This is a genomic window from Salibacterium lacus, assembly GCF_042684865.1.
In the GTDB taxonomy this organism is placed as follows: Bacteria; Bacillota; Bacilli; order Bacillales; family Marinococcaceae; genus Salibacterium; species Salibacterium lacus.
The window spans coordinates 240,733-263,670 of record NZ_JBHUML010000006.1 but is presented as its reverse complement, the minus strand read 5'-3'; the positions used below and the strand labels follow the sequence as shown (position 1 = coordinate 263,670).

Here is a 22,938-nt window from a genome sequence, read left to right as displayed (position 1 = left end):
TGTTTGAAAGAAAGTACAGCGGGAATACGTGCATGCAGGCACCTGACGAAAAAGGGGCGGATGACGAAGTATGTCTGTGTTGAAAAATGATTGGGCGGACATTCTCGATCAGGAATTCAGAAAAGACTATTATCAGAAGTTGAGAGAGTTTTTGAAACAGGAATACGGGGAAAATACGGTGTATCCTGATATGTATGATATTTTCAATGCGCTTCATCATACACCTTATGAACGAACGAAAGCTGTCATTCTGGGACAGGATCCGTATCATGGGCCCAATCAGGCTCATGGATTGAGCTTTTCTGTTCAGCCGGAAGTGAAAATGCCGCCGTCCCTTCAAAACATCTATAAAGAAATGAATGAAGATATCGGCTGTCCGATTCCACAGCACGGCTGTCTGACAAGCTGGGCAGAGCAGGGAGTTCTGCTTTTGAATACGGTGCTCACGGTGAGAGCGGGCCAGGCTGCCTCCCACCGCGGCGCAGGATGGGAATATTTCACCAACGAAGTCATCAATCAGGTGAATAATAAGAGCGATCCTGTGGTATTTATACTCTGGGGGCGTCACGCACAGGCGAAAGAAGAGCTGGTCAACGCCAATCGTCATCTCGTGATTAAATCCCCGCATCCGAGTCCTTTTTCGGCGCATAAAGGATTCTTCGGCAGCCGGCCTTTCTCGCGCACAAACCAGTTTCTAAGAGAAGCGGGAAGACCGGAAATCGATTGGTGTATTCCTGACAAGTAAACAAGGAGGAAAAAGTATATGAGTATTCAAACATCCACAACAACATTGGCCAACGGTGTGCAGATGCCATGGGTTGGCCTTGGCGTATACAAGGCCGAAGCCGGAAATGAAGTCGAACGTGCGGTGAAATCGGCTCTGGAAGCGGGTTATCGCAGCATTGACACAGCATCGTTTTATGAAAATGAACACAGTGTCGGCAAAGCGATCGCAGAAAGCAGTATTCCGGTCGACGATATCTTTCTGACGACCAAAGTGTGGAACAATGAGCATGGTTTCAATGAAACACTGGAAGCATTCGAACGTTCCCGCGAAAAACTCGGCGTTGACGTGATTGATTTATACTTAATCCACTGGCCGGTACCGGGCAAATACAAAGAAACATGGGGCGCGCTTGAAAAGCTTTATGAAGAAGGCAAAGTCCGTGCCATCGGTGTCAGCAACTTTACCGATCAGCACCTCGAAGAACTGATGAAAATTGCCAAAATAACACCGATGGTTAACCAAGTGGAATTCCATCCACGTCTTTTCCAACAAGAGCTACTTGAATACTGCCGGATGCATGGTATTCAACTTGAGGCATGGCGCCCGCTCGGACAGGGAGACCTGCTCGATGCTGATCCCGTGCAGCGGATTGCCGAAAAACACGGCAAAAAGCCGGCGCAGGTACTTATCCGCTGGTCGATGGAAAATAACGTTGTCACGATTCCTAAATCGGTCACACCGGAACGGATCAAATCCAACGCAGAAGTGTTTGACTTTGAACTGGATGCCGAAGATCTGCAGGCCATCAACGGTCTGAATGAAGACCGCCGCTACGGCTTTCATCCGGACGACTTCCCATACGCATAAACGCTCCCATCTATTAAGCAAAAGAGCTGCTTCGTGTACCGGTACACGAAGCAGCTCTTTTTTACGGTTTCGATGAATGGCACAGTGTTAATGTACAATTATGCTGGGAAAGTGTCTGGAACATAATGATAACGGACAGAATACAGCCGCTTCTCTAAAAAAATGGCTGTAATCCATTTTTACAGCTGTTTTCATAAGCGGTGTTTCTCCAGGACTTCCTTTCTCCTTGTTAAAAACGAAACGGGGCCAAAAGCTGATAGCCGGTGTAAAAAAACCATTCGCGCAGGAAAAACGGGATTTTGGTTTTCCAGGTTTGATAAGCGGAATCAGAAGCAGGAGAAGAGATCACATCCATCCCGAGATCTTCTGCTATCGCTTCCGCCCGCTTCATATGGAGTGGGTCGCTTACGAGCGTGAAGGTGTTGAACTGATGCCCGGCGGCCTCCTTTTTGGCATATTTTAGATTTTCTTCTGTTATCCGCGACCGGGTCTCCATGTAAATACTTTCTTCTTCGACCCCATTTTCTACAGCATAGGCGGCGGCTGCTTCAGCTTCAGCCGTCTCCCGCCCCTCAGCCCTGCCGCCGGTAAAAAGAAGGGCGTCCACCTGGTCGTTTTCCCAAAGCTGTACAGCATGATCAATTCGTTTTTGAAAAACGGGGGAAGGTTCGCTGCCGTGAACCGCTGCACCGAGTACGATGGCAGCATCGGTTTTCTTTGTTTCAGTAACCTGACTGAAACTCCAGATACTGCAGGCGGTCCAGACAGCATAGATGAGCAGCAGGGCTCTTGACAAAAGACAGACGCGGAGGAACAGCTTCATAGTAATCTCCTTTACGTTTTCAGAATACTGCGGACGCGGCTTTGAGAAAGACATCAGATTTTCCAAAATCAATGTGTTAGGTTTTCTTACATAAATGTAGCATCCATTTTTAGAACGTGTAGAATATGAATTAACGAAAGATGTTAACTAAGTTGACATCTATTAAAGAAGACGAAAGGGGAGGACGTTCATGGATCCTATGGTACTCATGGATAATCTTTGGATCATGGTCGCATTTATTTTAGTTATCTTTATGCAGGGTGGTTTTATTATGCTGGAGGCCGGCTCCACCCGGATGAAAAACGCCGGGCATATTGCCGGTAAAACTATTTTCACACTCGGTATCGCATCCCTTGTTTTTTGGGCAGTCGGTTATGGATTTATCTACGGAGACAGCGCAGGAGGTGTCATTGGTCTTTCAAACTTCTTCTATGGTGATTATGCCTTTGAAGGAGGAGGACTTTCAAGCTCCATCGACTTTATCTTCCAGCTGGCCTTTGCTGCCATCGCGCTGACTGTGGCATTCGGCGGCTTTGCAGAAAGGGCGAAATTATCTGTCTACGTTATTTTCGCTGTATTGTTTTCAGCCTTTGTTTATCCGATTGTTGCCCACTGGGTATGGGGCGCAGGCTGGATCGGCGCCCTTGGGAAACAGGATTTTGCCGGTTCGACCGTTGTTCACTTAACCGGTGCAATGGGTGCTTTTGCCGCCACGATCCTGTTGAAACCGCGGATCGGTAAGTATAACAAAGATGGTTCTCCGAATGAACTCGCCGGTCACAACCAGGTCTTTACTGCTCTTGGTGTATTGCTGCTTTGGGTAGGCTGGTTCGGATTCAACGCCGGGAGTACATTTGGTGTCGCAGACGCATTCTTTGGATTTGTTGCTCTGAACACGCAGCTTGCTGCTGCAGCCGGAGCGGTCGCTGCTCTGCTTATCGGATGGGCTACTCTTGGTAAAGCAGACGTGCCGACAATGCTCAACGGAGCGCTTGCCGGCCTGGTTGCCATTACGGCATCATGCGCCTTTGTTGAACCGTGGGCTGCTGTTCTGATTGGTATCATTGGCGGAGTGCTTGTATTTTACAGCATGAAGTTCTTCGAAAAGAAAGGCATTGATGATCCTATCTTCGCCCTCTCCGTTCACGGGGCAGCCGGTGTATGGGGAACGCTTTCCACCGGTTTCTTTGCCACCCCTGAGCTGGCGGAAATGAACGGTGGTCAGGCCGGACTGTTCTACGGCGGCGGTCTTACCCAGCTCGGCGTACAGTTCATCAGTGTGCTGGCATGCGGTGTGTTTGCCTTTGCTGCTTCCTACATCCTGCTTTTGATTACGAAAGGATTAACAGGAGGACTCCGCGTTTCTGAAGAAGAAGAAATCATGGGACTGGATATGAGTGAACACGGCAGTTACGGTTATCCGGAAAACGTGAATCCTCAGACGAATACAGGAAACTTTCACACAGGTGCGTGATAACATGACAACTTCATCGTTCTATCCGGAAGGGGAAGCTCTTCCCCTTCCTTCTTTTCAAAGCTATGAAGCGATAAAAAAAGCCCGCGATGAAGAAACAAAAATGTATGCGCAGGATTCATGGCAGTTAAACGAAGCTCATGACAGGTGGGTACTTGAAACAACAGCTCTTGCCGTGAATCAAGTGGAAAATGAGCGGGGGAGGGCCCCTGCTCATTTTGCGTTTTTTTTGATGGGAAGCGCCGGAAGAAAAGAACAGGGCCTGTTCAGTGATCAGGATCACGGCATTGTGTTTGAAGGCGGAGAAGAAGAGACCGGTCAAGAATATTTCCTGGCTCTTGGAGCAGAAATCAGGGAAGGGATGGCGGTTGTGGGCTACCCCAGGTGTGAAGGAAAAGTCATGGCTTCCCATCCGCGCTGGTGCCACAGCCGGGACGGGTGGAAACATCAGATTGAACAATGGGTAGAAACCGACACCTGGGAGACCCTCCGCCATTTATTAACGTTTATTGACGCGAGGCCGTTATGTGGCAAAGCGGCACTTTTGGAGGAAGTGAAAAAGTACGTGTTTTACCTCGTGAAGGAGCGGCCGAAACTGTTAAAGCGTTTGTCCCAGAATATTTCCTACCTGCATCAGGGGGTGAATGCGTTCGGGCAGCTTCTGCCGGATGAAAAAGGCCCTTATGCCGGTTCCATTCATCTAAAAGACGTTGGTTTCTTTCCATACGTACATGCGATGCGTCTTCTTGCCATCAGGGAAGGTATTTTGGAAACACCGACGCTTGAACGTATGCAAAAAACAGCAGACGTTTATCCTTTTGCAGTGGAAAAGGCACATCATTTTAAAAATCTCCTGCGGCTGCGCACGGCTTTTTCCATGCAGCAGCACACGTATGAAGATGTGCACTATATTCCGGTAGACGCCTTGAGCAAAGAACAGAGACAGGAATTGAAAGCAGCTGTAAAAGAGGGGAAATCGCTCTTTCAGCATACGAAAAAGCTTGCAGAGTCAGGTGAAAACAAATGGTTATGAACAACATGTTCCAGTGGGTCCGCCAGGTTTCAGGAAAGCTGGGTGCGCCCGTTCCGGGGTCGATTGATCAGAACAGCCTTCAGCATCAGTCCTATATGAGACAGCTGCAGAAGGATCTCAAGGCGAAGCAGCCGCTGCTGGAGCCGCTTCATACGCTCGACTTCACCGTGCTGGATCTGGAAACATCCGGTTTTTACCCCGATGGCGGCGACAAAATCCTGTCCATTGGAGCGGTAAAAGTGCGGAAAGGAAAAGTGGAACACGGAGAAACGTTTTACAGCACGATTGCCGAACCAGATGCTTTATCCCCTGAAGCGGCAGAATTGACAGGACTGACAAAAGAAGAACTCGAATCCTCGCCGCCGCTTGCCGACGTACTGCAGCAATTTTATTCGTTTATTCACACCGATATTCTGGTGGCCCACCATGCCAGGCATGAAAAGAAATTTCTGCAGCATGCAACGTATCAGGCAAGTGGTATGCATTTTAAGCACCGGCTGCTGGATACTTCTTTTTTGTATCAGATTGCGGTGCCGGACCAGGAAACTCATGAATTGGATACGTGCTGTAATCATTACCGGATCCCGGTCAACAACCGCCACCACGCCCTTGAAGATGCGATTCTCGCGGCTGAACTCTGGGTATGCACGATGAAGGAAGCGGTGGAGTCAGGGTATGAGACGCTGCAGGATGTGTATGTTTATTTAAACCGGCAGACGCGCTGATTTCGTTTCCAATCATTCCAGCTTATATAAAGGAGGAAAGCGGGGTGACAGAACAAATACCACCACGTACTGCCTGTTTTCCGATCAGCGTGGTACAGGAACTGACATCACTAAGTGCCCGCCAGATCAGATACTATGAATATCAGGGGTTAATCGCGCCTAAACGCAACCATGGAAACCAACGGATCTTTTCGCTTGAAGATATCGACCGCTGTGCGAGAATTAAAGAACTCATGGACCAGGGGCTCAACACGGCAGGAGTGAAAACAGTGCTGGACGTAAAAAAACAGCACGAAGAAGAGACATCTTCCCTTAGGAACCGCGATCTGAAAAAACTGCACCGGTATTATCAGGAAACGGACGACTAAAAGAAGTTTGTTTTACAATCATTTTACAATTACGGCATGCTTCGTTTAATAGAGATATCAGACGGGAACATCTCAGACAAATGGAGGTGTTAATAATGGCATTCATCATGGTAGATGACATGCAGATTCCCGCCGGCAAATATGAAAATGTAGAAGAGGCAAGACAGGCTGCCACGCATAAAGACGTTATTGTCAAAGATAACGACGAACAGATATGGGTAGTGGACGAAGAAAATTATCCAAAAATCGAACCGCTTGGTTATACGGTGGTCACAGAATAAAAGCACCATCTCATGAACAAACAAGTCCTGAACCCGGCATCCGACAGGCTGCTGGTTCAGGATTATTTGTGTTGGAAGAAGGGCACTTGCCGGGGGCGTGCTGTGCTTCATCTGTGTTACAATGAAAGACACGATATGAATGGACAGGGCAGGTGACACAGCGATGTATATCCCGGCGGAAACCGTGGTGGAAAAAATGGAAGAAGAAATGATGACGCTCTCGGACCGGCTGGAGCGTGAGGATGAAGAGGCTGTAAAACGTCATGCCAGGGTCATCAAAGCCTATTGTGATATTTTGGCAGGGGATGAAGAACTTACGGATAAAAAGAGCGCCGCACGGTCAGCTCCTGCGGCACCTTCAGCAGGCAGTGGAGCGGCTTCCGTTCCGAAAACGTCCTCTTCCCGCACGGAGGATCTACCTTCAACGGATGGGAATCTGTTGGATTTTTAAAAAAGGAAGGTGTCAGCAATGTGGAAGATTTTTGTGATTCTCGGCGCGTTGAATGCCGCCGTTGCAGTGGGATTCGGCGCTTTTGGCGCACACGGACTTGAAGGAAAGCTGTCAGATCGTCTGATGGGTGTATATCAAACCGGCGTGCAGTACCATATCATGCATGCGCTCGGACTGCTCGCGATTGGTCTGGTAGCCGCGTATGCCGGGGGATCGGCGTTCATTATGTGGGCAGGCTGGCTGTTGTTTGCGGGAATACTTATATTCTCCGGAAGCCTGTATACGATGGCATTCACCGGAATCTCCTGGCTCGGCGCCATTACCCCGATCGGCGGCACCGCCTTTATCGCCGGGTGGATTCTCTTGATTGTATCGGTATGGAAAGCATAATAAAAAACACGGAAAAATAAGAAACCCAACCGAAAAAGCAGTTGCTTTTTCGGTTGGGTTTTATTTAAATCATTCTATTAAAAAGCCACCTGTTGGGAGGTGGTTTTTAGTCTTTGCCGGCAGCTGTGAGGAGCAGCAGAAGCACTTGGAAATCCAGTTCTCCCTTTATATTACCTGCGTTCCATTTTTCCGAGCACCGCTGCAATGACCAATCCGGCGGCAAAGGTGATAATGCTGACGAAAAACTGGATAAAGCCGGCACCGAGTCCTGGGAATATGACGAACAATGATCCGATTAAAAGGCCTGTCATCACGGCGTAGGTTCCGGCAGTGTGCCGTCGCAGCAGGTAGTGGAGGAGTTTACTCATAATCCCCAGGCCGACAACAATTCCTGCACCTACCGCAAGGAGAACGGAAAACTGAAGCGAGCTCACAGCATGAATAACGGTGCTGTACACACCGAGAAGCAGCAAAATAAAGGAACCGCTGACACCGGGGAGAATCATGGCCGTGCTTGCGATCCAGCCTGCGAAAAAGAAGATAAGATAATCGGAGGCGGACAGAGATTCCATGACCGCACTCTCTTCTCCCCGGAAAAGGCCGGATAAAATGACAAGTATCGCGGCAACCCCTGCAATGACATAATGATGGCCTTTGAACGCCCGTTTATAATCAGCTTCGCGGAGCAAAAGGGGAATCGTCCCGAGGATCAACCCCATAAACAGGAAAAAGGTCGGCTGCGGATAGTCAGCCAAGAGCCATTCAAGCACATTGCTTAAACTGAAGATGGCGGCGCCGATCCCGATACCGAGCGGAATAAAGAAACCGAGCTGTTCTTTCCACTGCCTGCTGAACAGGTTATTGATGGCGGCGATCAGCCGGTGATAAATGCCGAGCACAAGAGCGATGGTGCCGCCGCTGACACCGGGAATGAGATCGCTGGCCCCCATAGCCAGGCCTCTCAAAATATTTTTCCATTCGAACATAACAAGTCTCCTTCGGTTCATATTTTTCTAGTGATACGTATGTACAGCAAGCTTTGGCCATGCACACAAAAAGACGTCCCTGACAACTCATATGTTACAGGGACGAACTTTTTTTTACAGGCCGATGGCGTTTCCCGGAGCGGTTCCGAGTTCTTCTTCTTTGCGGAGGCTTCGGTCAAACACAAACGGACCAAATGGAATGACGGACACCACCGCCGCAATCATAGCTCTTGGAACCGGCCAGCGCCGCTGAATCCAGACAAACAGCACCGCCAGCATGTATAAAATAAACAAACCGCCGTGGGCGGCCCCCACAATGGTTACCGCCATATCCATACCAAGACCGTATTTCAAAGGCATGGCCACAAACAACAGAATAATGAAGGATAGACCTTCCAGCATTCCTGCCGCGCGGAGCCTGCCAATTCCAGAAGAAAGCATATTTATCGTTCACCTCATCGCATGAAAGTGTTTTCTCCATTAACAGCATAGCATGGCCGCTCATAGAGAACAATGGACGTTTTATGACATTCAAGGTATTAATGTCGCAATTTTTGACAAAATCAGTTGGTTTTCATGGTTGCGGGTTTGGAGCAGATAATGATACTGTAGAGACACAACCATATGTAAAAAAAAGTAAAATTGTCTGTCTGCTCATTATCCATAGGAGGGGAGTTATGAAAAAAAGCATCGGTTTTATCGTTTTATTTGCCGCAGCAGGTGGAACAGCAGCGGCCCAAACCTCGTTTGACGACATAGGAGAGAATTTCTGGGCCGGGGAAGAAATCGCTTATCTTACGGAACAAAATGTTATATCAGGGGATTCGGACGGATCGTTTGCACCGGGGGACGAGATAACCCGCCATCAAGCTGCCGGAATGACAGCTGATGCGTTGGATGTAAACGTTGGAAACCGATCCATGTCTGCCTTTACTGATGTGGACGAAGACACCCCTCACTCCGGTTCGATAGCCGCATTGGCGGATGAAGATATCATGCAGGGGAGCGATGGAGAATTCCGGCCAGGCGAACCAATGACACGGGCTCAAACGGCTGTGTTAATATCAAGGGCGTTTGATGTGCCATCCGCGTCCGGCGTGTATTATGAAGATGTAAGAGCGGAGTACTGGGCTTTGGAGGAGATTGCAGCGGTAACAAGGCAGGGCATTGCAAGCGGAATGGAGGACAGAAAAAGTTTTCAGCCCGGGGAGCCCATTACCCGCGCCCAGTTTTCTGTTTTTCTGGCCCGTGCGATGGATGATACACAGCGGCTGGAAGGACCTGTTTCCTTAGAAGAGCAGGTGCAGGAACTGCCGCCACCGGAGATGGACGTATCTTTCCGGGACGCGGAGGAGGAAGACATGATCGCAGCGGTTCAAAAGGCAGAGAGCTGGATGATGAATGTATTGAGCCTGCCGCTGTCTGAGAGAATATGGACGATTTCAGAAGAAGAAAAACAAACGATGTATGCCCACCTTGGTGCGCTCTATTCCGAAGACGTCGTGGATACGTACTTTAACCGGTTTTATGACCGGGAGGGAGATGTATACACGTTCCAGGAAGGCAGCATGGCGGCGATTCCGGAAACCTATGATGAGCATGATGTGCAGGTGGAGTCGATGGAGAACCAAAAACTCCGTCTGACGATCACCGTGACACGACAGAATCCGGGCATCACCCATACCCATGAGTCCATGATCCAACAGGAAGATTCAGGGCTGACGTTCGAAAGCTTTTCCACTGTTTCCGATTAATGCGATCAGGCTGTGAAAAGAAACCATGGAAAAGTTATATGATGCAGGGTGCTTTACCAGAGAAAACAGAAACCATCACAAAAAAAGCCATGGACACGCACATCCCGCGGGGAGGTGAGTCCATGGCTTTTTTGTTTCTTTGTCTGATTTATGCTTTAACGACGGAGATGTCGTTGTCTTCGACGTTGACCTGGATGTTTTCGATGTTTTCTTCTTCGAGCATCAGGTCGGCGATGCCGTCTTCGACTTTTTCTTCAATGACGCGGCGCAGCGGTCTGGCACCGAATGCCGGGTCATATCCTTCTTCGGCCAGCATCTCTTTGGCTTCCTGAGAGATGGTGACGTTGAGATTCTGATCCTTGGCTGCGTCGACAATGTCTTCAAGCATGAGATCCACGATGGTAACAAGGTCTTCTTTCTTCAGTTCTTCAAAGGACACGATGCTGTCAAACCGGTTCAGGAATTCGGGCTTGAAGTAGTCCGACAGGGATTCCATCAAGCGTGGTTCTACCGCATCTTCGTTTCCAAAGCCGACGGTGACGTGTTTCACGTTGGAGCCGGCGTTGGATGTCATGATGAGCACCGTGTCTTTAAAGCTCACGGTACGGCCCTGGCTGTCGGTCAGACGGCCGTCTTCCATGATCTGCAGGAACATGTGCTGCACGTCGGGGTGCGCTTTTTCGATTTCGTCGAGCAGAATGATGCTGTACGGCTGACGGCGCACTTTTTCGGTCAGCTGTCCTGCTTCGTCATGTCCTACGTATCCAGGCGGCGAACCGACGAGTTTGGAGATAGAGTGTTTTTCCATATACTCACTCATATCAAGACGGATCATCGCTTCACTGTCGCCAAACATTTCTCTGGCAAGAGACTTGGACAGCTCGGTTTTTCCGACGCCGGTCGGTCCGACAAACAGGAAGGAACCGATTGGGCGTGTGCCTCTGCGCAGTCCGGCGCGGTTACGGCGGATGGAGCGGGCGACTTTGCTGACTGCTTCATCCTGCCCGATGACGCTTGCGCGGAGCCGTTCCGGCAGGTCTTTCATCTTCTGCTGTTCATCTCTTTGCAGACGACGGACCGGGATGCCGGTTTTATTTTCTACAATCTGCTGAATGGTGTCGACATCCACGTAAGCGTTGCGATTGGAGATATCACTGCCGCCTTCGGATTCTTCAAGCTGTTTTTGCAGCTTGGCTTCTTCATCGCGGAGCTGGGCTGCCCGTTCATAGTCTTCCTGCTGAGTGGCTTTCTCTTTGTCTGCGGCAGTCTGTTCGATACGGCTGCGCAGTTCCTGTTCGTCATCGTCGCTGTGAATCAGGTTGATTTTCGAGCCGGCTTCATCGAGCAGGTCGATGGCTTTGTCCGGCAGGAAACGGTCCTGAATATAGCGGTTTGACAGGTTTACACACGCTTCCAGTGCCTCTTCCGTATAGGAAACCTGATGGTACTTTTCGTAATTATTCTGCAGGCCTTTCAAAATGCTGACGGAGTCTTCCAGGGTTGGTTCGTTCACCATAACCGGCTGGAATCTGCGTTCAAGCGCAGCATCTTTTTCAATTTTACGGTACTCATTCAGTGTTGTGGCACCGATGACCTGAATTTCGCCGCGTGCGAGGGCTGGTTTCATGATGTTGCCTGCGTCTGATGACCCTTCGGCAGAGCCGGCTCCGACAATCTGATGAACTTCGTCGATAAAGACGATGACGTTTTTACGTTCCTGCAGTTCTTTTAGAAGCTGCTTCATTTTTTCTTCGAATTGTCCGCGTACACCGGTATTGGCGACGAGGGAAGAAACATCAAGCAGGTAGATATCTTTGTTTTTCAGTTTGTTTGGTACATCGCCTTCGGTAATCCGGAGGGCGAGTCCTTCGGCGATGGCGGTTTTACCGACACCGGCTTCCCCGATCAGCACCGGGTTATTCTTGTTGCGGCGGTTCAGTGTCTCAATAACACGTTCCACCTCTGTCTCACGGCCGATGACCGGATCGATCATGCCGGCGCGGGCAGCATCGGAAAGGTTTTTCCCAAGGTCATCCAAAAGACCGCCGTTTCCGCCGCCCTGCTGAGCTTGTCCACCCTGTTCCTGGGCGCCGTTCATCTGCTGCTGTCCTCCCATCATGTTCTGGAAGAATTGATCAAATGCAGAAGACTGTCCGCCTCCGAAGTTGGAAGGCTGTTTCATTTCATTACGTACTTCATGGTAGCATATATCGCACAAATTCATTTTCTGCTGGTAGCCGTTGATGTTCATGTTCAACTCAATGCGCGCCGGGCGCTGTTGGCAATATTCACATCTTCTCATTATTTGTGTCCTCCTTTATTCATTAAAACTGTCTGGTCGTTGATTATTTATCTTGATTGGCATGATAACGCCTTGGTTGTAGTGTTTCAAATCATCTGCTTTGACTTTGACTATCTTTGACCTTGTAAATCATATTGTACACTGACCATCTTTGACTTTCAAGAGGAATGCCTGGATTTTTTTTGGGGTAAAAAATAGGCCGTGCCTTCTGGTAGTTTCGCAAGCGGGTGTCAGGCACTTTCCGTTTTTTTGTCATAAAGACAAAAAGGGCAGTGCATGTTGAATTCACGCACTGCCTGTTGTCTATTGGTATATATTGCACATGTTCAAGTGGTTTAAACATCTTCAACCATTAGGGGAGGGATTCTGCCCGTTATAGGGGTACTGGTAATTGATTTCTTCATCGAATACGACGTAATCGAGATAGACCATCAAGAGCAGATACCATTTTCCACTGTCGGGGTCTCTAAGTACAATATGGTCGCGCCCGGCTTCTTCAATAATGCCGCGGAAGACCATCGACTGCCAATCGGGGTTTCCTTCAAAGGTCATATACACCGAAGCTGGTTTGCCACTGTTGAGCCGAAGGATGTTTTCGATATAGGACTGCTCCATCGGCAGTCCGCCGCCGTTCATTGCACCGCCGTTCATGGTACTGCCATTCATCATACCACCGTTCATCATGCCGCTGCCATTATTGTTCTGACGGTTCATTCCCATATCCGGGCTGTACGGATACCAGGCTCCGGACTGCTGGGCAGGATACCATGGATAATAATTGTACACGAAAGGTCCTCCTTCAGATTGGAATTACCGATACACTTCGGAACAGTCTGCATAGGTTGGAGAAAAGAAACAGTGGGCTTTGTATCGACCGACATTCGGCTGGCCGAACCATTCCGCCGGACAGTCTCCCTGCGGGCGGTAAAACCATAATGAATTTTCGGCAGGCGAGAACCGCTGCCCCTGGACAAGTCGGCGGGCCAATCGTATATCCTGACTTCGTGCCCGCTGGTAGAAATAGCTTTCCTGTACCGCTTCAAATCCACCTGGGGATTGGTAGACCATCTGCGGAATGGATCGGATGTTTTGAAAATCCAGGCAATGGGCATACACCCGGTTCACCATCACATTACCCGCCAGGAGCATACCCAGCTTACCTTCACCTTCGGCTTCAGCCCGCATCAGACGGGCCATCATTTTTAGATCTTCGGTCGGCGCTTTGATAACAGCGATGAAATCACCCCGTTTCTTGGTAATCAGGAAAGTATAAATGGTGGGGTTTCCTGGAGCTGGCTGCAGTACCTGGCCAAGCGCCCCTGCACAGGAACGCCTGGACTTTTACTGCAGCATTATCTACTCTACGATATGAACGGGAAAACAGGATTATGTATAAAAAGAGCCGAAATTCTTAAAAAGACGGCACTGCAGCTAAAAAGAGCTGCCCCGTATACCGGGGCAGCTTGGACTGTTTCGTCTGTTGCTTCTTACATATCAAAAAACAGCTGTGCCTGATCCGGTTCCAGAAGGTTGCCGACGTAAAAGGCACCGAATTTTCCGTAGCGGGCGGAGACTTCATCAAAGCGCATTTCATAAATGAGTTTTTTGAACTGCAGGGCGTCATGGGCAAACAGAGTAACGCCCCATTCCCAGTCATCAAGACCGGTGGACCCGGAAATAATCTGTTTGATTTCACCGGCGTATTTCCGTCCGGTTTTTCCGTGGGCTTTCATTAATTCAACCCGTTCTTCAAGGGGAAGGGAATACCAATTATCCTCACCTTCGCGCTTTTTATCCATTGGATAGAAGCAGATATGATTCCATTTCGGCAGAACAGGGTAGACCCTTGCCCGCATATTCGGGTTGTCGAGCGGATCACTGCCGTCTTTTGGCGGGGTGTAGTTCCCTTGTTCCACAACAGAGACATACGAGTAGGTCTGTGTCGTATAGTCGGCGATACGGAGTTTGTTAAATTCCTGTTCGATGCGGTCCAGATCGTTCATGGAGTCACGGAGATTGACCATGATGAAATCAGCTTTATGACCGACCACTGTATAAAGAGCATAACTCCCGGTTTCTTCCTCTTCTACAGCCTTCCATGTATTCACCATATCCACAAATTCCTGAACGATGCTGCGGCGTTCTTCATCCGGTACCCGGCGCCAGGCTGCCCAATCCATTTTTCGGAGATCATGCAGGCAGAACCAGCCATCCAGCGTTTGAGAAGGTTCACTCATTATGTATCACTCCTTTGAAAAGTATCCATTGTTTATACTATACCATGAATGGAACGATACGAAAAAAACGAGCGCCGCCTGGGAGCCTCTTTCCATGAAACTGTCATGTTTCAGACAAAAACAAGCGCTTCCAACTTTCATTTCCTTCGTGTACGGAAATGCCGTCGAAAGGATTTTTTTCCTTCAGCTGGGTGGAGGTTACTGCCTCTGTGGTACCGGTGGAGATAATAACAGGTACGGAAACGGTATTTTTGACAGAGGAAGCGGTGTGCAGGATGTTCTGAAGAGATGTTTTAGTGGAACGGTTATCTGTTTCACTTCCAATATGAAATAAATCTACACCGGAAGCTTCCAGCTGCCGCGCCATCATAGCAAGTTCCTCTGCTGCATCGGTATCTGTCACAGAAGGAAGCCTGAAGAAAAGGGGAAAATCCGATCTGGTATATTCCCGTACATGTCTTGCCACAGCAAGAGGAAAGTGAAGACGGTCGTTTAGGGAACCTCCCCAATTTCCGGTTCGTTCATTAGACTTGCGGGATACAAAAGAATGAATAACGGAGCCTTTCGTTCCCGGGATTTCTACTCCATCAAAACCTGCTTGTTCCGCTTTAGCAGCTTTATCGGCATAAATTTGAATCATGTGGTGGATGTCATGCAGGGCTGTGTTGCGTGAGGCGGTATGGAACTCGTCCCCTTCAGCCTCGAGCTGAAGAAAAATTGATTTCTCTTCCTTATGAACGGTATGAATCGCATCTTTCCAGCGCTCCAGAGAGGAAGAATCGATGTTTCCGGCAGCGAGAAAGCTGGCGGGATAGGGGACATCCCTATTAGTGAATGATTCATGGTTCACCTCCATGATGATTCTCGTCTGCAGCGTAATATGCTGAAGGGGAAGAGGCTTGAGCCACCACTGCTTTTCCATGTTTATCTTCCTTTCCTGTTAAAGAGAGTGCGTATTGTTTTAGTATGATACAGAGTCGGATGATTCATTGTAGGTTTTTCGTAGGAAAAAAAGCAGTATCACGTTCTACTGGAAGAAATGTTTCACGTGAAACATTTCCTGTATAAGTGTGTAAACGTTTGATTTGGCGGGGATTGCAAGCGCATACTGGTTAGAAAATTTCTATTTTTATTATTTTAAGCCTCAGGGTTTATTTTTTAGATGCACTGGAGTATGCTTGTGAATGAAAAATAAGTGACGAGTTTTCATAAAACATGTAGTTTACCTAAAGACAGGTTATAATAAACGTAATGATTAAAGGAACAGGAACAGGGGAATTGTGTGATTAAAGGAGGAATTGGCTGTGAGCGATCTGTTTGAGATGGTCAAAAGCCAGGTGAAAGCTTCATATCCTTCCATTGTATTTCCAGAGGGAGACGATGATCGAATCATCGAAGCAGCTGCAAAACTGGCGGCCGATGACATGGTGCGTCCGGTTATGATCGGAAATAGAGAAGAAGTACAGGCAAAAGCGGAATCACTAGGGGTTTCATTGGAAGGTGCGGTGATACATGACCCGGCCGCTTATGAATATTTTGACCGTATGGTAGAAGCTTTTGTGGAACGGCGTAAAGGAAAAGAAACAAAAGAGAGCGCGCAGGAAAAACTGCAGGATCCCAATTACTTTGGAACGATGCTCGTCTATATGGATGAAGCCGACGGGCTGGTGAGCGGTGCCGCGCATTCCACCGGTGACACGGTTCGCCCGGCACTTCAGATTATCAAAACCAAACCCGGCATTCAGAAAACGTCCGGCGTGTTTATCATGGTGAAAGACGAGAAGAAATTTGTGTTTGCGGACTGCGCCATTAATATTTCACCAAGTGCAGAAGAACTGGCGGAAATAGCGGTATCCACAGCTGAAACGGCACAGACGTTTGACATGGACCCGAGAGTAGCAATGCTGAGCTTTTCAACGAAAGGATCTGCTTCCTCCGCAGAAACCCAGAAAGTATCAGAAGCTACCGCAAAAGCGCAGGAGGATCGTCCGGACTTGATGATTGACGGAGAATTCCAATTTGATGCGGCATTTGTTCCGGCAGTGGCTCAGACGAAAGCACCGGATTCCCCGCTTCAGGGCGAGGCGAACGTCTTTATCTTCCCGAGTCTGGAATCGGGCAACCTGGGATATAAAATCGCTCAGCGTCTCGGTGGATATGACGCCGTCGGGCCGATTCTCCAAGGGTTGAACAAGCCGGTGAATGATCTTTCCCGCGGATGTAGCGTGATGGACGTGTACAATCTCGCACTGCTCACCGGACAGCAGGCTGTTATGGAAAAAAAAACACCAATAAAGGCCTGAAATAAAGCTTGAGACAGAGACAGACCGGATAATAAACGGGGCTGCTTCCCGAACATAGGGAAGCAGCCCCATTTTTTATGGATTCTGCTGTCCGGCTTTTTGGAGTGCCTTGTTGTTTCGTTCCACCACCCGGTCGTAATACATATGGAAGCGTTCCTGTTCATCCGGATCCAGAAGGCTTTCTTCAATAAGGGCTCCTTCTTTTTTTACCGTCGTCAGCATCCGGAACAGGATATCGTTTATCGTAAATGTCTCTTTGTACAGTTCGGAAAGGGAGGCCATGACGTGCGGATCAATGCGGGGCCATTCGAATTTGGACGGCTCTCCCTGCACAGCCCGCTCATAAAACTGTTCGAGCAGCCGGGCCCGCTCGGCGCCGCTTCCGTGAACGGCCATATAGATCTGTACAGCGGCACCGCCGCGGATACGGCGCTGTGATATGCCGGCGAATTTAAGGCCGTTTATACTCAGGTCATAATCGCCGGGGCAGTAGGAGCCTTTCACTTCATATGCGTCAATCGAAGCGGGGGCGTCCGGAAACATCCGCCGCACCGCTTCCCACATCAAATCATACCCGCTGTGGATGGAAAACTGTTTGTTTTCTTTAAAGATAAAAGACAAATTAAAAACACCCTGGTCCAGTACGACCGCCAGCCCTCCGGAGTTGCGGACAATCACCTGGTAGCCCTGTTCTTCCAGAAAAGCAATACCGTCTGCCGCAGACGGAAGGCGGCTGTCCTGAATACCGAGCACGACGACAGGGGAATGGACCCACGCCCGCATCACAGGGCCAACTCCCGTCCCTGCGCTGACACAAAATGTATCGTCGTAAGCAAAAGACTGGAGAGGATTGAAATGAAGGCCGGAGCTGGAATGGTCGATCCAGCGCCAGCGTATCTCGTGGAACATGTTACTCATATTCATGCGCTGAACTCCGTTCTCATTGATAATAGCTCCGTAGATTATAGCATGAAACGACCGTCGTTGAAATATGAGCTCCTCTCCCGGTTTATTTTGCCAAGAAAGCAGACTGGTTGATATAATAAAAGATACTATAGGTATGTTTGAAAGCAAAGCATACATAAAGGGAGCGAAAAAAGCTCATGAAAGAAGGCAACCGAAAACTGCAGGAAGAAAAGGTGTTTAAAGACCCCGTTCACCGCTATATTCATATCCGGGATGAGTTGATCTGGGACTTGATCGGAACCCGTGAATTTCAGCGGCTGCGGCGGATCCGTCAGCTCGGAACAACGTTTTTAACGTTCCACGGTGCTGAACACACCCGGTTTAACCATTCCATGGGCGTGTACGAAATTATGAGGCGGATCATCGAAGTGTTTGACGGCAGACCGCACTGGCAGCAGGAAGAGCGCCTTCTCTGCCTCAGCGCGGCGCTGCTTCATGACATCGGTCACGGTCCGTACTCCCATTCTTTTGAGAAAGTCTTTCAGACGGATCATGAATGGTGGACGAGAAAGATCATTACAGGAGATACCGAAGTCAATCAGGTGCTGCGCCGGATGGGAGAGAACTTTCCGCAGGACGTCGCCGATGTGATTGAAAAAACGTACCCCAATAAACTCGTTGTCAGCATGATTTCCAGTCAGATCGATGCGGACCGGATGGATTATCTGCAGCGGGATGCATATTATACCGGTGTCAGTTACGGACATTTTGACATGGAGCGGATCCTTCGGGTCATGCGCCCGACCGAAGATCAGGCTGTCATTAAAAACACCGGAATGCACGCGGTCGAAGATTATATCATGAGCCGTTATCAAATGTACTGGCAGGTTTATTTCCATCCCGTTACCCGCAGTGCGGAAGTGATTTTAAGTAAAATTCTGCAGCGGGTGAAGAAACTGAGGGAAGAAGGACACGTTTTTTTCCAGAATCCCTATCATTTCGAGCGCTTTTTTGAAGGGGCGCAGACACTCGAAGATTATTTGTGTCTGGATGAGTCGGTCATTATGTATTATTTTCAAATGTGGCAGTTTGAAGAGGACAGCATTCTGCAGGATCTGTGCGAGCGCTTTTTGAACCGGCGTTTGTTTAAGTTTGTTGAATTCAGCCAGAATTTCCTGCTGAACAAATGGACCAGGCTTCAGGAACTGTTCCGGGAGGCCGGGATTGACCCGGATTACTATCTTGTGATTGATTCTTCGTCGGATCTCCCGTATGATTTCTACCGCCCGGGGGAAGAAGAAGAGCGGATGCCGATCCACCTGCTGATGCCAAACGGCCGTCTCCGGGAACTGTCGAGAGAGTCGGATCTGGTGGAAGCTATTTCCGGGAAGAAACGGACCGATCATAAATTATATTATCCAAAGGAATGGCTGGAAGCACCGGGACACGAAGATACGAAACAGCAGATCAAAAATATGCTGTTTCCCGGAAACGAGCAGGTGGAACCGGAACAGGAAGCCTGATGTCTTTTTCAGCACGCAGGAAAACATAAAAATGGGACGGACAGTCCTGCAGTGGGAAACGTCTCTCTGCAGCGAAGATCATGAAGGAGGAAATCGGCAATGCTGCCTGATCATGCAAAGTTACTCGCGTTATTACAGGATGCCGGAGAAGTGGTAGGCCGCAAGAAGTGGCAGAAAATCGTGTATATAAGTAAGAAGCTGCAGCTCCCCCTGCAGGAAAAATATACGTATCACATGTACGGGCCGTATTCTGAGGAACTGTCGATGAGAACAGAAGAATTGTGCAGTCTCGGTTTCATGTCTGAAATCAAGGAAACAAAGGCCGGATACTACCAATACCGGTATCAGCTCACCGAAGAAGGGGATACCTTTCTTCAGAACATGCAGCTGGACTGGCCCCGCAGGGAAGCGGAAAAAATTACGAGCCGGTTAAATGAATACAGCGCAAAGTTTTTAGAGCTGGTGTCAACGGTGCTTTATTTCGATGAATTACCAAAAGAAGAGGTAAAGGAAAAAGTTCATAAATTGAAAAAAAGCCAGAACTACTCGGATGAAGATATGGAGGAAGCCTGGCAGCTGATCGATTCTTTGAAATAAACCGTTCAAACAGCGTATGATGTAAATAGAGAATCTTTAAAAGGAGACGATTGCATGGATCTTTTTGATAACGAGGACAAGAAACGAAAAGGCGGAGGCTTCAATATCTTAAGCGGAGACGCTACCGGCGGTGACGGTGGCTACGGGGCGGGTACGTTAAGCCTGGACAATATGACACCAGTTATCATTGATCCTGCCGAAGACCGGGCCTTCATAGATATGGGAGCCCTGCATGCCCGCTCTGAAATAGAAAAGAAGGTAAAATTCTCTGCAGACAAAGAAGATGTTCCTGAGCCGAAACTTTACTGGCTCGTCTGGGTAACCGTTGATCATAAAGACGGGCAGCCGTGTTACACCGGAGTAGGAGCGTGTGAAACGCTGGTAGAGAACTCCGACAAGCGGATCCGCAAAGGGTATAAAAGTATGCCGGAACACGTGAATAATATGGATAAATCCATGAAAGGGAAACTGGCTGTGGATCACATGGATGATCATTCCAAGTATATTCTCGGTGAGTTTCTCAAAGGGTTCAGTAAAGAATACTGGGATCATTCCGGTGAAGAACTGCATCAAGCGCTGAATATAAAAGGAAATGACGAAGATAACGGCTGAATTTTTGAACGATTTTTGAACAATTTGCAGAGCTGTTGTTCAATTTCTTCATGATGAATATACTGGAAACACACACATGCATTATAAGCTAGGACACTAAAACGTGCAGGAGCGCTTATTCAAGCCTCCTGCACGTTTTAGTTTGAAGGGTATTGCCACGGCTGTTGATTATCCAAATATAGGAAGCGTTTCGTTGGACTCCGCCTTTCCTGCCCGCTTTCCGCGGGCGTCGCCTCAGCTACCGGGTAAATCACCCGGTGATCTTCGGCTGACGCTTCTCCCGCTGGAGTCGGGCAGACGGCTCCGTCCAACGAAAAAGAAGGGGGGATACAAGCTTTGATCACAGATGCACCCTCCTCATAGAACCCTTTCCCATTCCTTTATATGGAAAATCAACAGGCGTGGGGTATTACGGCTGCATCCAACGTTTCAGCCGCTCCCAGAATTTTTCCTCCTGCCCGGGGAGCTGTTCTTCTTTCTGGTTTGGGTTCTCTTCCGGATTTGTCACCTGCCTGTTTTCAAGTTCTTCGGTGCAGGAACGCTGCGGCTCTGTTCCTTTCTCAAAAGCAATCGTCCGGGAGGGACCGCATTCTTCTGAAGCAAGCAGCCCGGTCTCGGGGTCAATCGGAGTCTTCACTATACCGTCCGGAGCGGGGAAATCCATTTTCAGTTCATCTTCGAGCCCTTCTTCCATAAACTGGGCCCAGATTCGTTTTGAAATCTGCCCTTCTTCGGCATGGTTCATCTTCCGGTTATCGTCATAGCCGATCCACACGCCGGCGGCAAGATCCGGGGAAAAGCCGGCCATCCAGCTGTCGTAATCGGTGGATCCGCTTTTTCCGGCAAGCGGTCGATTAAACAGATGGGCAGCGGATCTTCCGGTGACTGATGTATAGGCATCCATGGATACATCAAAGACACCTTTCATCATATCTGTGACTACATACGTTTTCCGTGGGTCAAAAATCTGATTGATTTCAGGTTCATTCTCTACGAGCACATTACCTTCGTCATCTGTGATTTTTGTAATGAGACGCGGTTCTGTTTTTTTGCCTCCGTTTGCAAAAGGGAGATAAGCATTCGTTAAATGCAGCGGCTTCACGTTCTGCGTGCCGAGAGCCAGGGATGGAATGGGAGATAAATCAGAAGAAATCCCTGCATCTTTAACTGTATTTACGAGGGCATCCGGCCCTAGAGACAAATGAGTCTTCACGGCAAACACATTGTCCGATACCGCCAGTGCTTCATACATGGGAATGAAGTCATCGGCATAGATTTCACCGTAATTGCCCGGGGCATACGTCTGTCCCTGCTCTCCGATCGTAAACTCGGATGGTTCGCTTCGAAAAGACGTTAATGGGGTGAAGCCTTCTTCAAGTGCCGCGTAGTACAGGAATGGTTTCAGTGCAGAACCGGGAGCTCGGGCAGCATCAACGGCTCGGTTAAAGGTGCTTTCCTGATAGTTTTTTCCGCCGGCCATGGCACGGACATCTCCGGTCTCCGGGTCCATGGCGGTGAGCGCTCCCTGGAGTTCTGATTCTTTTGGAATCTCATAGCGGATCCACTTTTCCGCTTTTTTCTGCAGCTCAGGATCAAGGGTGGTATAGATCCGCAGTCCTCCCTGTTTGGGATCCATTCCATATTTTTGCTCCACCAGTGATTGGACGTGGTCCTGAAAATAGGGGCCGATACGATCGTCGGAGAGCTGACCGGGCGGTTCCAGAGAAAGAGGAGCATGTTCGGCACTTTCCTTTTCCTCGGCTGTAATTACTCCGGTCCGCTCCATAGCAGACAGCACAAGCTGCTGCCGTTCATTAGCACGCTCGGGATGGGAAAATGGTGAATAATACGAAGGACCTTTCGGGACACCGGCCAGAAGCGATGCCTCCGCCAGGGAGAGGTCTTCGGCGGATGTATCAAAATAAAGACGGGCAGCTGCTTCAATACCGTAGGCGCCGTGTCCGAAATAAATCGTATTCAGATATCCTTCGAGAATCTCCTGTTTCCCGTAATGCGCTTCCAGACGGAGTGCATAGAAAGCTTCTTCGAGTTTACGCGACCACGTTTTGTCATGAGATAAAAATAGATTACGGGCATACTGCTGGGTAATGGTGCTTCCTCCCTGTGCTTTGGAGAGAGTTCTGATATTCACGGCTGCAGCGGATAGAATACGGGAAAAATCAAAACCGCTGTGTTCATAAAATTCATCATCTTCCACAGCCACCGACGCCTGCACAAGATTTGGGGAGATATCTTCAAGATCTACCCAGTACTGCTGCCTGCCATTATGATGTTCTCCGATGATAGATTGGTCCGCTCCATAAACCACGGTGGATTGATCGGCTTGGATCGGTGGTGGCTGAAGCAGATAAGCAGAGCCTGCAGCCGCCAGCATACCGCTCACGCCGATAATGCCGGCAAGCAGCAGAAATCGGATCATCAGCCGGATGACGCCTGGTTTCTGCCGGCCGCTTTGGCGCACTGCTGTGTTCATTGGTTCCCCCTCCTGAAATGATGCTCCTGTTTGTACCCATTGTTGGTCAATTCCTTTGCTTTTAAACTTGCGTAATAGGAAAATA

23 protein-coding genes and 1 pseudogene are annotated in these 22,938 nt (G+C 49.0%); 14 read left to right on the top strand and 10 right to left on the bottom strand.

The window, feature by feature from the left end; all coding sequences use genetic code 11:
* The first annotated feature begins 70 nt into the window (after positions 1-70).
* Both ACFSUB_RS17125 and ACFSUB_RS17120 read left to right on the top strand, forming a co-directional pair.
* A complete protein-coding gene (locus ACFSUB_RS17125; RefSeq protein WP_380714499.1) occupies positions 71-745 on the top strand; it encodes a uracil-DNA glycosylase in 675 nt (224 codons plus the stop codon).
* 18 nt (positions 746-763) lie between these two features.
* Positions 764-1,594, top strand: a complete 831-nt coding sequence (locus ACFSUB_RS17120) for an aldo/keto reductase (protein WP_380714498.1) — start codon at positions 764-766, stop codon at positions 1,592-1,594.
* A gap of 229 nt (positions 1,595-1,823) precedes the next feature.
* On the opposite strand, the gene ACFSUB_RS17115 is transcribed toward ACFSUB_RS17120, so the two are convergent.
* A complete protein-coding gene (locus tag ACFSUB_RS17115; RefSeq protein ID WP_380714497.1) occupies positions 1,824-2,417 on the bottom strand; it encodes a YdcF family protein in 594 nt (197 codons plus the stop codon).
* Between the two features lie 190 nt (positions 2,418-2,607).
* Between ACFSUB_RS17115 and ACFSUB_RS17110 the strand changes: the two genes are divergently transcribed.
* From ACFSUB_RS17110 to ACFSUB_RS17080, 7 genes are all read left to right on the top strand, one after another.
* Positions 2,608-3,891 carry an ammonium transporter gene (locus tag ACFSUB_RS17110; RefSeq protein WP_380714496.1) on the top strand — a complete coding sequence of 428 codons (1,284 nt, stop codon included), beginning with the start codon at positions 2,608-2,610 and terminating at the stop codon, positions 3,889-3,891.
* Positions 3,892-3,895: 4 nt separating this feature from the next.
* Complete coding sequence (locus ACFSUB_RS17105; RefSeq protein ID WP_380714495.1) at positions 3,896-4,924, top strand: DUF294 nucleotidyltransferase-like domain-containing protein; 1,029 nt, start codon at positions 3,896-3,898, stop codon at positions 4,922-4,924.
* The gene (locus ACFSUB_RS17100; RefSeq protein ID WP_380714494.1) at positions 4,915-5,649 is read left to right on the top strand and encodes an exonuclease domain-containing protein; all 735 of its coding nucleotides are present in this window, start codon (positions 4,915-4,917) and stop codon (positions 5,647-5,649) included. The genes ACFSUB_RS17105 and ACFSUB_RS17100 overlap by 10 nt, the downstream gene beginning before the upstream one ends.
* 44 nt (positions 5,650-5,693) lie before the next feature.
* A complete protein-coding gene (locus ACFSUB_RS17095; protein WP_380714493.1) occupies positions 5,694-6,017 on the top strand; it encodes a MerR family transcriptional regulator in 324 nt (107 codons plus the stop codon).
* Positions 6,018-6,112: 95 nt separating this feature from the next.
* Positions 6,113-6,298 (top strand): hypothetical protein, encoded by a 186-nt coding sequence (locus tag ACFSUB_RS17090; RefSeq protein ID WP_380714492.1) that lies wholly within the window; start codon positions 6,113-6,115, stop codon positions 6,296-6,298.
* Between the two features lie 163 nt (positions 6,299-6,461).
* Complete coding sequence (locus tag ACFSUB_RS17085; RefSeq protein WP_380714491.1) at positions 6,462-6,749, top strand: DUF5327 family protein; 288 nt, start codon at positions 6,462-6,464, stop codon at positions 6,747-6,749.
* Positions 6,750-6,767: 18 nt separating this feature from the next.
* Positions 6,768-7,139, top strand: coding sequence for a DUF423 domain-containing protein (locus ACFSUB_RS17080; RefSeq protein WP_380714490.1), 372 nt, complete (start codon positions 6,768-6,770; stop codon positions 7,137-7,139).
* A 170-nt stretch (positions 7,140-7,309) separates the two neighbouring features.
* On the opposite strand, the gene ACFSUB_RS17075 is transcribed toward ACFSUB_RS17080, so the two are convergent.
* Together ACFSUB_RS17075 and ACFSUB_RS17070 are read right to left on the bottom strand one after the other, a co-directional pair.
* Entirely contained in the window at positions 7,310-8,125 is an 816-nt protein-coding gene (locus ACFSUB_RS17075) for a DUF368 domain-containing protein (protein ID WP_380714489.1), read from the bottom strand.
* Between the two features lie 114 nt (positions 8,126-8,239).
* Complete coding sequence (locus tag ACFSUB_RS17070) at positions 8,240-8,566, bottom strand: DUF3817 domain-containing protein (protein ID WP_380714488.1); 327 nt, start codon at positions 8,564-8,566, stop codon at positions 8,240-8,242.
* Positions 8,567-8,649: 83 nt separating this feature from the next.
* Between ACFSUB_RS17070 and ACFSUB_RS17065 the strand changes: the two are divergent.
* A pseudogene (locus tag ACFSUB_RS17065) lies at positions 8,650-9,345 on the top strand (S-layer homology domain-containing protein); the annotation flags it as partial.
* A 682-nt stretch (positions 9,346-10,027) separates the two neighbouring features.
* Here the strand turns inward: ACFSUB_RS17065 and ACFSUB_RS17060 are convergent.
* The 5 genes from ACFSUB_RS17060 to ACFSUB_RS17040 form a co-directional block, all read right to left on the bottom strand.
* Positions 10,028-12,181 (bottom strand): ATP-dependent Clp protease ATP-binding subunit, encoded by a 2,154-nt coding sequence (locus ACFSUB_RS17060; RefSeq protein WP_380714487.1) that lies wholly within the window; start codon positions 12,179-12,181, stop codon positions 10,028-10,030.
* Between the two features lie 345 nt (positions 12,182-12,526).
* Entirely contained in the window at positions 12,527-12,967 is a 441-nt protein-coding gene (gene gerQ, locus ACFSUB_RS17055) for a spore coat protein GerQ (protein WP_380714486.1), read from the bottom strand.
* A gap of 24 nt (positions 12,968-12,991) precedes the next feature.
* Positions 12,992-13,417, bottom strand: a complete 426-nt coding sequence (locus ACFSUB_RS17050) for a cell wall hydrolase (protein ID WP_380714583.1) — start codon at positions 13,415-13,417, stop codon at positions 12,992-12,994.
* A 251-nt stretch (positions 13,418-13,668) separates the two neighbouring features.
* On the bottom strand, positions 13,669-14,418 hold the full coding sequence (gene hemQ / locus ACFSUB_RS17045) for a hydrogen peroxide-dependent heme synthase (protein WP_380714485.1): 750 nt from the start codon (positions 14,416-14,418) through the stop codon (positions 13,669-13,671).
* A gap of 103 nt (positions 14,419-14,521) precedes the next feature.
* Positions 14,522-15,340: an oxidoreductase gene (locus ACFSUB_RS17040; protein ID WP_380714483.1), complete on the bottom strand. Its 819-nt coding sequence runs from the start codon at positions 15,338-15,340 to the stop codon at positions 14,522-14,524.
* Between the two features lie 382 nt (positions 15,341-15,722).
* Between ACFSUB_RS17040 and pta the strand changes: the two genes are divergently transcribed.
* Positions 15,723-16,721 carry a phosphate acetyltransferase gene (gene pta / locus ACFSUB_RS17035; protein WP_380714482.1) on the top strand — a complete coding sequence of 333 codons (999 nt, stop codon included), beginning with the start codon at positions 15,723-15,725 and terminating at the stop codon, positions 16,719-16,721.
* 75 nt (positions 16,722-16,796) lie between these two features.
* Here the strand turns inward: pta and ACFSUB_RS17030 are convergent, their stop codons facing one another.
* On the bottom strand, positions 16,797-17,645 hold the full coding sequence (locus ACFSUB_RS17030) for a lipoate--protein ligase family protein (protein WP_380714481.1): 849 nt from the start codon (positions 17,643-17,645) through the stop codon (positions 16,797-16,799).
* Positions 17,646-17,824: 179 nt separating this feature from the next.
* Here ACFSUB_RS17030 and ACFSUB_RS17025 point away from each other — a divergent pair, with 179 nt between their 5' ends.
* The 3 genes from ACFSUB_RS17025 (at position 17,825) to ACFSUB_RS17015 (ending at position 20,359) form a co-directional block, all read left to right on the top strand.
* Positions 17,825-19,150: an HD domain-containing protein gene (locus ACFSUB_RS17025; RefSeq protein WP_380714480.1), complete on the top strand. Its 1,326-nt coding sequence runs from the start codon at positions 17,825-17,827 to the stop codon at positions 19,148-19,150.
* 99 nt (positions 19,151-19,249) lie between these two features.
* Positions 19,250-19,747 carry a YwgA family protein gene (locus tag ACFSUB_RS17020; RefSeq protein WP_380714479.1) on the top strand — a complete coding sequence of 166 codons (498 nt, stop codon included), beginning with the start codon at positions 19,250-19,252 and terminating at the stop codon, positions 19,745-19,747.
* A gap of 54 nt (positions 19,748-19,801) precedes the next feature.
* On the top strand, positions 19,802-20,359 hold the full coding sequence (locus ACFSUB_RS17015; protein WP_380714478.1) for a YwhD family protein: 558 nt from the start codon (positions 19,802-19,804) through the stop codon (positions 20,357-20,359).
* A 409-nt stretch (positions 20,360-20,768) separates the two neighbouring features.
* Here the strand turns inward: ACFSUB_RS17015 and ACFSUB_RS17010 are convergent, their stop codons facing one another.
* Entirely contained in the window at positions 20,769-22,853 is a 2,085-nt protein-coding gene (locus ACFSUB_RS17010; protein ID WP_380714477.1) for a transglycosylase domain-containing protein, read from the bottom strand.
* Positions 22,854-22,938 lie beyond the last annotated feature (85 nt).

What these genes read in the sequence shown, in the direction of transcription:
- ACFSUB_RS17125 (WP_380714499.1), top strand. Translation starts at nt 71, where the DNA reads ATGTCTGTGTTGAAAAATGATTGGGCGGACATTCTCGATCAGGAATTC.
- ACFSUB_RS17120 (WP_380714498.1), top strand. Translation starts at nt 764, where the DNA reads ATGAGTATTCAAACATCCACAACAACATTGGCCAACGGTGTGCAGATG.
- ACFSUB_RS17115 (WP_380714497.1), bottom strand. Translation starts at nt 2,417, where the DNA reads ATGAAGCTGTTCCTCCGCGTCTGTCTTTTGTCAAGAGCCCTGCTGCTC.
- ACFSUB_RS17110 (WP_380714496.1), top strand. Translation starts at nt 2,608, where the DNA reads ATGGATCCTATGGTACTCATGGATAATCTTTGGATCATGGTCGCATTT.
- ACFSUB_RS17105 (WP_380714495.1), top strand. Translation starts at nt 3,896, where the DNA reads ATGACAACTTCATCGTTCTATCCGGAAGGGGAAGCTCTTCCCCTTCCT.
- ACFSUB_RS17100 (WP_380714494.1), top strand. Translation starts at nt 4,915, where the DNA reads ATGGTTATGAACAACATGTTCCAGTGGGTCCGCCAGGTTTCAGGAAAG.
- ACFSUB_RS17090 (WP_380714492.1), top strand. Translation starts at nt 6,113, where the DNA reads ATGGCATTCATCATGGTAGATGACATGCAGATTCCCGCCGGCAAATAT.
- ACFSUB_RS17085 (WP_380714491.1), top strand. Translation starts at nt 6,462, where the DNA reads ATGTATATCCCGGCGGAAACCGTGGTGGAAAAAATGGAAGAAGAAATG.
- ACFSUB_RS17080 (WP_380714490.1), top strand. Translation starts at nt 6,768, where the DNA reads ATGTGGAAGATTTTTGTGATTCTCGGCGCGTTGAATGCCGCCGTTGCA.
- ACFSUB_RS17075 (WP_380714489.1), bottom strand. Translation starts at nt 8,125, where the DNA reads ATGTTCGAATGGAAAAATATTTTGAGAGGCCTGGCTATGGGGGCCAGC.
- ACFSUB_RS17070 (WP_380714488.1), bottom strand. Translation starts at nt 8,566, where the DNA reads ATGCTTTCTTCTGGAATTGGCAGGCTCCGCGCGGCAGGAATGCTGGAA.
- ACFSUB_RS17060 (WP_380714487.1), bottom strand. Translation starts at nt 12,181, where the DNA reads ATGAGAAGATGTGAATATTGCCAACAGCGCCCGGCGCGCATTGAGTTG.
- hemQ (WP_380714485.1), bottom strand. Translation starts at nt 14,418, where the DNA reads ATGAGTGAACCTTCTCAAACGCTGGATGGCTGGTTCTGCCTGCATGAT.
- ACFSUB_RS17040 (WP_380714483.1), bottom strand. Translation starts at nt 15,340, where the DNA reads ATGGAAAAGCAGTGGTGGCTCAAGCCTCTTCCCCTTCAGCATATTACG.
- ACFSUB_RS17030 (WP_380714481.1), bottom strand. Translation starts at nt 17,645, where the DNA reads ATGAATATGAGTAACATGTTCCACGAGATACGCTGGCGCTGGATCGAC.
- ACFSUB_RS17025 (WP_380714480.1), top strand. Translation starts at nt 17,825, where the DNA reads ATGAAAGAAGGCAACCGAAAACTGCAGGAAGAAAAGGTGTTTAAAGAC.
- ACFSUB_RS17020 (WP_380714479.1), top strand. Translation starts at nt 19,250, where the DNA reads ATGCTGCCTGATCATGCAAAGTTACTCGCGTTATTACAGGATGCCGGA.
- ACFSUB_RS17015 (WP_380714478.1), top strand. Translation starts at nt 19,802, where the DNA reads ATGGATCTTTTTGATAACGAGGACAAGAAACGAAAAGGCGGAGGCTTC.
- ACFSUB_RS17010 (WP_380714477.1), bottom strand. Translation starts at nt 22,853, where the DNA reads ATGAACACAGCAGTGCGCCAAAGCGGCCGGCAGAAACCAGGCGTCATC.